Annotated in this window: 6 protein-coding genes; 3 read left to right on the forward strand and 3 right to left on the reverse strand. The window is 44.0% G+C overall.

Annotated elements, in window-relative coordinates; all coding sequences use genetic code 11:
* Positions 1–144 precede the first annotated feature (144 nt).
* Both ASV53_RS21160 and ASV53_RS21165 read right to left on the reverse strand, forming a co-directional pair.
* Positions 145–720 carry a PEP-CTERM sorting domain-containing protein gene (locus ASV53_RS21160; RefSeq protein ID WP_094958563.1) on the reverse strand — a complete coding sequence of 192 codons (576 nt, stop codon included), beginning with the start codon at positions 718–720 and terminating at the stop codon, positions 145–147.
* Positions 721–883: 163 nt separating this feature from the next.
* Positions 884–1,771: a LysR family transcriptional regulator gene (locus tag ASV53_RS21165; RefSeq protein ID WP_094958564.1), complete on the reverse strand. Its 888-nt coding sequence runs from the start codon at positions 1,769–1,771 to the stop codon at positions 884–886.
* A gap of 124 nt (positions 1,772–1,895) precedes the next feature.
* Between ASV53_RS21165 and ASV53_RS21170 the strand changes: the two genes are divergently transcribed.
* Both ASV53_RS21170 and ASV53_RS21175 read left to right on the forward strand, forming a co-directional pair.
* On the forward strand, positions 1,896–2,930 hold the full coding sequence (locus ASV53_RS21170; RefSeq protein ID WP_094958565.1) for an HlyD family secretion protein: 1,035 nt from the start codon (positions 1,896–1,898) through the stop codon (positions 2,928–2,930).
* A 36-nt stretch (positions 2,931–2,966) separates the two neighbouring features.
* A complete protein-coding gene (locus ASV53_RS21175) occupies positions 2,967–4,505 on the forward strand; it encodes a DHA2 family efflux MFS transporter permease subunit (protein ID WP_094958566.1) in 1,539 nt (512 codons plus the stop codon).
* A gap of 141 nt (positions 4,506–4,646) precedes the next feature.
* Here the strand turns inward: ASV53_RS21175 and ASV53_RS21180 are convergent, their stop codons facing one another.
* Positions 4,647–7,019 carry a Lon protease family protein gene (locus ASV53_RS21180; RefSeq protein WP_062692101.1) on the reverse strand — a complete coding sequence of 791 codons (2,373 nt, stop codon included), beginning with the start codon at positions 7,017–7,019 and terminating at the stop codon, positions 4,647–4,649.
* Between the two features lie 609 nt (positions 7,020–7,628).
* Here ASV53_RS21180 and cspE point away from each other — a divergent pair.
* Positions 7,629–7,841 (forward strand): transcription antiterminator/RNA stability regulator CspE, encoded by a 213-nt coding sequence (gene cspE, locus ASV53_RS21185; RefSeq protein WP_048897328.1) that lies wholly within the window; start codon positions 7,629–7,631, stop codon positions 7,839–7,841.
* Positions 7,842–8,243: the final 402 nt, after the last annotated feature.

The raw sequence follows: 8,243 nt of genomic DNA on the forward strand, positions 1-8,243 counted from the left end.
GCATTAATTACACTTGGATTTTGACAGCTCTGGAGGATCGTTCAACCGATCATATTTACGCTAACTGATCGGCATTACTACCTAGGTAGTGTGTTTTTTTATGCCATTACTTTCTCAACATGAATAATTTCAAAGAGGTAAGCACTAAGCTTTTTTACGACGAGCTAGACCTAACCCCGCCAGACCCAGCACCATTAAACCAATAGAAGCTGGCTCAGGAATAGTAGTATTCGGTAGATCGATTGTCACCATATGCTGTGGGTTATACGCACTGTATTTTGTGCCACTAAACAGCAACTCTTGCTTGTCGTTATATAGATATACATCAAAAACATCACGTGATGAACAACAGCCTGTTCGACCGAAAATGCTTAATGAGTCCAACTCACTCGGGCTACCAAGGACAATTTTTAGGAACTCAGATGGACCTTTACCATCAGAGTGATACATAAATGGATAATCCAGCGGACCTGCACCATCAATCGCTTTATCCGGTGAACTTGTCGCAGACCAATTACCCGAACCGGTTGCTGTCGCCCCCGCCGAAGACAAGGCTAAATCGTTCTCAGTCCCCGTTTCCGTTGCTTGAACCTCAGAGATTTGAATCCACTTATTAATCGAGTTTTTGATAACAATTTCAGAAACCCCCATCAAACCTGCATGTGCATTCAAACTCAGCGCAGACAGTGACGCAATTAATAAACCTTTAATGCTATTCATGTGTTATTCCTTGAAAGTTATTCCAAACTATTCAAGTAAATAGCAAATCAAATGCCAATTATTTAACTCTATCACTATCAACACTTTATAAGCATCTAGTTGATTAGCGATTAGTGCAGTGTAAAGAATACTGACATCAAGGGAGAGACTTCACCCATCGTTTTTATCGCTGCTTAAAATTATCAATCATAAAGTCGATAAACACGCGAAGACGCTTCGGGATCAATTGGCGCTGAGGGTAAACAAAACTAACAGGTACCGCAGGAAGCTGCCAATCAGGTAAAATCTGCACTAACCGCCCCTCTTCCAAGTGCGGACGGCAAATAAACTCAGGCAGCATCGCGACACCTAAACCATCAACCACCGCCAATAACGCCGACGAAATAGTATTTACCCGCAAACGATAAGGCAGATTAACGATTTCTTGTTGTTCATCTTGCGTTAACTCCCAATATGGCAATTTCACCACGTTAGAGACTTTCACTTGATGATGGGGGGATACCAAATCGCTTGGATGCTCAATGGTGTCATGCTGCGCCAAGTATTCAGGGCTGGCGACAATAATCCGATGAGAGAGATGAAAAGGGCGCGCCACCATGCTGGAATCACTCACCGCTCCAACTTGCGCGTACAAATCGATCCCTTCGGCAATTAAGTCGACATCCCGATTGGTCAATTCAAGGTGGATAGTGACATTCGGGTACTCTTTCAAAAAGGCATTGATGTATTTCCCCATCACTTTTTGGCCCAGCTCGACAGGCATCGCAATGTTCAACCGCCCACGAATCAAGTCTTGGCTTGCCGTCACTTCAAGCTCAGCTTGCGACATAATTTCCAACATTTGCGTGCACGATTGATAAAAGCGCTCACCTTCTTGCGTTAACGTTAACTGACGGGTTGAGCGCGTGATCAATCGCACACCTAAATGCTTTTCTAGATCAGCAACTTTTCGACTGACCGTCGACTTAGTCATATCAAGCGCTTCAGCTGCCTGTGTAAAACTCCCACATTCAACCACTTGAGCAAACATAGCGGCACTATTGAGATCCATCACTCACCCTATTAGTTATATTTCTGCAACAGTGTTTCCTTTTTTTCCTATCTAATCAACCAATCATTCTCATTTACACTTGGTTACAAATAAACAGCCATACAAAACGTGAGAAAAACACCGAATGACACTAACTAAAAAAAATAAAGCGCCACTTATCGCCACTGTCATTATGCTTACGCTCGGCATCGCTGGAGGCAGCTATTGGTATGGGTACGGCCGCCATTTTGAATCCACCGATAACGCCTACCTACAAGGCGAAATCACCACCATTAGCCCAAAAGTATCTGGTTATATCACCCAATCTTTCGTGACCGACAACCAAGTGGTCAAAGCGGGCGATTTAATTGCGACCATTGACGATCGCGATTACCAAGTTGCTGCTGATCAAGCCAAAGCAAACTTCGCTGTTAGCCAAGCTGCGATCACTAACCTAAAAGCGCAACGCGAACTGCAACAAACTTTGATCCGTCAATCCAGCAGTAAAATAGAATCGGCTCAAGCAGAATACGAACGAGCTCAGCAACAAGTAACCCGTACCCGTAGTCTGCTAAAGCGTAATTACTCATCGCAGGATGAGCTCGACGATATGCAGTCACACCTAAAAGTCACTCGCGCCCAATTGTCTGAAGCACAAGCAAACCACCAAGCTGCGCAAGACCAACGTGGTGTGATTGATAGCCAAATTGTTCAAGCAACTGCAGCCTTATCTGAAGCAGATGCGCAGCTAGAGCAAGCTCAACTCAACATTAGTTACACTCACATTTTTGCTCCTGTTGACGGTATTGTCGGTAAACGTAGTGTTCGTGTTGGCTTATTAGTACAGCCGGGGATGCCACTATTGAGCCTAGTACCTACAGAACAAGTCTGGATAGAAGCCAACTTCAAAGAAACGCAGCTCAGCAAAATGCACCAAGGTCAGAAAGTTGATATTGCGTTAGATGCGTATCCCGATCAGCATTTTGAAGGTGTAATTGACAGCTTTTCTCCAGCAACAGGTGCTAAATTTGCGCTGTTACCGCCAGAAAATGCAACAGGCAATTTCACTAAAATCGTACAGCGTGTTCCCGTTAAGATCGTTATCCCACAGCCTGAAAAATTAACGCGTGCTTTAATCCCAGGTTTATCTGTTGTCGCTACTGTTGATACCCGAGGCTAAGCCATGAGTACGGTTACCGAAGCGGTATCTGCACCTATGCCGTCACCAACAAGTAGTGAAGTGCCACGTCGCCATTGGATTGCCTTAATTGGTGGTCTATTGGGGGCTTTTATGGCGATCTTAGATATTCAGATCACCAACTCATCACTCAAAGACATCCAAGGTGCGCTGTCTGCAACACTGGACGAAAGTTCGTGGATTTCGACCTCTTACCTAGTCGCCGAGATGATTGCAATCCCATTAAGTGGGTGGCTTTCTATGGCACTTGGCAAGCGCCGTTACTTAACCTGGACCACAGTGATTTTTACCCTGTCGTCGCTGTTGTGCTCGATCTCATGGAACATGAGTTCAATGATTGTCTTTCGCGCACTGCAAGGTTTTAGTGGCGGGGCCTTAATCCCACTGGCCTTTTCATTAGTGGTGCAACTACTGCCAATCCAAAAGCGCGCAATAGGTATGGCGATGTTCGGTGTCACCGCTACCTTTGCCCCTTCGATTGGTCCAACACTGGGTGGCTGGCTAACCGAAAACTTTTCATGGCACTACATTTTCTACATCAATATTCCACCCGCGATGTTAATGATCTTCATGGTGCGCTATGGCCTTGATGATGAACCGCTCGACTTAGGTCGTTTACTGAAAGCAGACTGGCTTGGCATCATCACTATGGCACTGGGTCTTGGCTGTTTAGAAGTCGTGTTAGAAGAGGGCAATCGGGAAGAATGGTTTAGCTCGCCCTTCATTATTACCTTGGCAATTATCTCAGGGGTGAGTTTGGTGTATTTCGTGATAAACGAACTCCAACACAAAAAGCCGCTGGTGAATTTACGCTTACTCTCGAATCGGCACTTTGCGATGTCGTGTATTGCCTATTTGATTTTGGGGATGGCATTACTCGGCTCAATTTATGTCTTACCGCTGTACTTAACACAAATACAGCAATACAACGCGATGGAAATTGGCAGTGTTCTAATGTGGATGGGGTTCCCGCAGTTACTGATATTCCCGTTAGTCCCTAAGCTAACCTCCATAATTAAGCCAAAGTATCTGGTGACATTTGGCTTTGCGATGTTTGGCCTCAGTTGCTTTGTAAATACCCACATGACTGTGGACTACGGCGGTCAACAGCTTATCTTCTCTATGCTGCTACGCGCGATTGGTAGCCCATTTATTATGGTGCCACTATCACTGGTTGCCATGCAGGGGATCAGCAAAGAACAAACGCCTGATGCGTCGACACTCACGAATGTGATGCGTAATTTAGGTGGGGCATTCAGTATCGCGATTATTGCAACCTTGCTGGATAATAAAACGCGTGAGCATTTAGCACACATCAAAGCCAGCTTACCCGCGGTAAGTACCGATGCATGGTATCAATTACAGCAACAAGCAAGTGCATTTATGCACGCAGGCAGCGACAGCGCAACGGCAATGCTACAAGCCCAAGCGTCATTAGCGGCCACCATGCAACGTGACGCGGCCATCATGGCTTACAACGATGTATTCTTGATGATGACGGCCTTTCTCGCATTGGCAGCTGTGCTCATGTTTAGCAGTAAGAGTCAGCCAGTTTAGTAGCAAGAGTCAAAATTAGAAGAAATAACCGCAATACAATATAAAAGAGGCAGCCCAGTATGAACTCGGCTGCCTCTTCTTTTTGTCTCACTTTTCGCCTCAAACAAAGCGTGCAATGACACGCGATACTAAGGCCGACTGTTAACGTCGCAGCGCATTCAGTTTCGCTTGTGCCAAACCAAACAGGCTGTGGCTTGAATAGCCGTTGTCGCCATCTTGTTCATCAGCAGGTTTACCAGTGAGTAGCTCTAGCGCTTCTGTGACATGGCTGATAGCCCAAATATTGAAGTCACCTTTTTCAACAGCTTCAACAATATCTTTTCTTAGCATCAAGTTATGTGCATTAGATTGAGGAATGATCACCCCCTGACCATTAGCACGCCCTTGAATCACGCAGACATCGTAAAAACCTTCGATTTTTTCGTTAACACCACCAATCGGCTGTGCTTCACCAAACTGGTTCATCGACCCTGTAATCGCAATATCTTGTCGCAACGGTTGCTGCGAGAATGCCGAAACAATCGCGCACAGTTCAGCCATGGTTGCACTGTCACCATCAACGCCACCGTAAGATTGCTCGAACGTTAAGTGAGTCGTCAAAGGTATTTTGGCCGTTTTACCAAACACTGAAGCTAAATAAGCCGATAAAATCATCACGCCTTTCGAGTGGATGTTACCGCTTAAGTCCACACTGCGTTCAATATCAAAAACTTGCCCTTCACCGTAAGCCGTTGTGGCAGTAATACGGTTGGGAGCACCAAATTGATAGTCAGAGGTTGATATCACTGACAGGGCATTGATCTGACCAACTTTGTCACCTTGGGTGGTCATCAAGGTTGTACCATTCACAAAGCTTTGCATTACATGGTCTTTCAAGCGGCTGACCCGCATTTCTTGATTCTGCAGTGCTTGCTCTACGTGATTGGCACGGATCATGGTTGCATTTGATGCTTTCGCGACGTAGTTAGTTTCACGCAGCAAGTTAGCAATATCAGCAGAATGTAACGACAACTTATTCTGATCATCTGCCTGACGAGAGCTGTATTCAATGATACGAGCAATGGCTTTACGGTCGCAGTGCAGCATATTGTTGTCATTGACGATGCTAGAAATAAAGCGAGCGTACTGTTCTTCCGATTCATCGGTACGTGTCATCTCATCTTCAAAATCAGCGGTAACACGGAACAGTTCACTAAACTCAGGATCGTAGTGTTGTAGCAAACGATAAGTTTCGTAGTCGCCAAACAAAATGATTTTCACATCAAGAGGGATCGGTTCTGGGTCTAGTGAGATAGCACCTGATAACGTGACTTCACGTTCTAATGAACTCAAATTTAAGGTTTTGGCTCGCAATGCACGCTTTAACCCATCCCATACATAAGGACGCTCAAGCACCTTCACCGCATCCATCATCAGTACACCACCGTTAGCACGGTGCAGACTACCAGGGCGAATCAACGAGAAGTCAGTGAAAACAGTGCCTTTATAAGTGGCATTTTCAACATAACCAAAGATACTGTGATAACTCGGGCTCTCTTCTACTACCACGGGGAATTTGTGATCGTCTTGATTCACCAACACATTCACTTGGTAGCGGCGCGGCATTTTCTTTTCTAGTGCCGCGTAAGCCAGTGCAACTTGCTCTTCGCTTTCACCAAGGAAGATATCTAGGTTATCCAGCATGTCAGCCTGCATCGCTGATAAATACTGTTTAACTTCCGGCAAGTGCTTGTACTTATCTTTTAGCGCTTTGATCACGTGCGCAATCACTTCTAGCGCAATCTCTTCGTCAAGCTTTTGCAGTTTGTCTGAATAGGTTTCTTCCCACTCTGTTAACTTGCGCACAATGCCACGTAGCTCTATTTCCAAGCTATCAATGGCTTCTTCAAATTGCTGCTGTTCAGCTTCCGTCAGCGTCGCAAAGCTTTCTTCGGTATGGGGCTCTTCCCCATTCAAAGCAACCAGTTGGTATTCACCTTGCGGGGTTAAACTTAAACTAATACTTTGTGTTTTAGCTTTGTTTGTTAAAGTCAGCAAGGCACTTTCTTGCTTTTTAGCTAATTGCGATTTAAGCGTTTCAGCACGTGAATAGTACATCTCGTTATCAAAAGCCAACGGCATGGCTTTCACCAAGCGCGTCATCAGTTTTTCAATGGCTTTTTTAAATTCAGCGCCCGTGCCTGCAGGTAATTTAAGCACTTTAGGAATACGGGTATCATCAAAATTGGCGACATAACACCAGTCATACAAAGGCACTGCGTTTCCATTAGGCTCATGACGATTTAAATAACGCAGTACCATGGTGCGCTTGCCTAAACCATTCCGCCCAATCGCATAAATGTTATAGCCTTTTTCTTTAATCGACATCGCGAACTCGACCGCTTTTTGCGCGCGTTCTTGACCCACAATTTCGTCTAGTGGGGTCAGATTTTTCGTCGACTTACATTCCTCGTCCAGTCCGTTGAGTGCCGAACCACGATACAGCTTTTCACTGCCTAGAGGTTGAATTGGCATAAGCATATCCCTCTGTTAGCTTCCATAAATTCAGTGTAGTCATAAAATTATTTAAATTTAGTGACTTAGCTTACGGATAAAGGGTTAACACTTCTGATAATCATCTAATTGCTGCTTTTAGCATCAACTTTACTCACCAAACAGCCATAACCCTTACTGTTAACATGGCTAATATCGTAAATTATGGCAGACAACCTTCAACGTCGGCCTACATATTAAGAGGACGGTGTTGACCACAGTGCCTGCAAGAGTCATCCCACTTATATAGCGAGAACTAGCAGATGAAACCGAATCGGCGATTCATCTGAACCGCAATAGAAGTCACCAAAATGCGAGCGGGTAACAAGGCACTCAATACCACTACCAAAAAATAATTTAAAAAATATTAAATTAAGCCTTTACAATATCGAGCACTGAGGTATGATTCATCTCGCTCTGTTACACAGAGTTATTAATGAAACATCAAGTAAAAGTAAAACCTTAGAATTTCTTCGTTATTGTTGTTATCCTCAGTGTTTCCCTTAGCTTCATCGTCACATTCAATAATTCAAGCTTTCAGTGCACGCATTTTTTGCGATTATCTCATGAATTTAATATAAGGGGCATAACATGTCTGCTAAATCTACTGGTCTAGTAAAATGGTTTAACGAAGAGAAAGGTTTTGGTTTCATTACTCAAGACAACGGCGGCGCTGACGTATTCGTTCACTTCCGTGCTATCGCTTCTGAAGGTTTCAAAACTCTTGCTGAAGGCCAAAAAGTGTCTTTTGAAGTAGAGCAAGGCCAAAAAGGTCTTCAAGCTGCAAACGTTGTTGCACTATAATTTAGTGTTATAACGTAATGGCTTTTTATAGCCATTAGCAAAAAGACGTAAATGGTATCATTACTATTTGCGTCTTTTAAAAGCTAAACCCTCAGTAACACATACTTCGTAACACCATACAGTCGAAACACTCAATCATCTGCTTTTATATATCGCACCTCGTTGTAGTCAACTTCGCTATATTAGATCTATTTCTTCAATTAAAAATTGTCGATTAATTCACTATATGTAGGTTTTATTAACCTATTTTAATAATACATCAAGGATAATTATGTCTCGTTCAATTGGCCGTAAACGCTTTTGGTTTCAAAATAGCCGTAAAGATATCACTCAAAACAATGCAACAATAAAGGTAAATAAATGACCTGACTCTTATACACAACTCCGAGCCCACGACACGTA

The sequence above is a fragment of the Photobacterium sanguinicancri genome, from assembly GCF_002265265.1.
Taxonomy (GTDB): domain Bacteria; phylum Pseudomonadota; class Gammaproteobacteria; order Enterobacterales; family Vibrionaceae; genus Photobacterium; species Photobacterium sanguinicancri.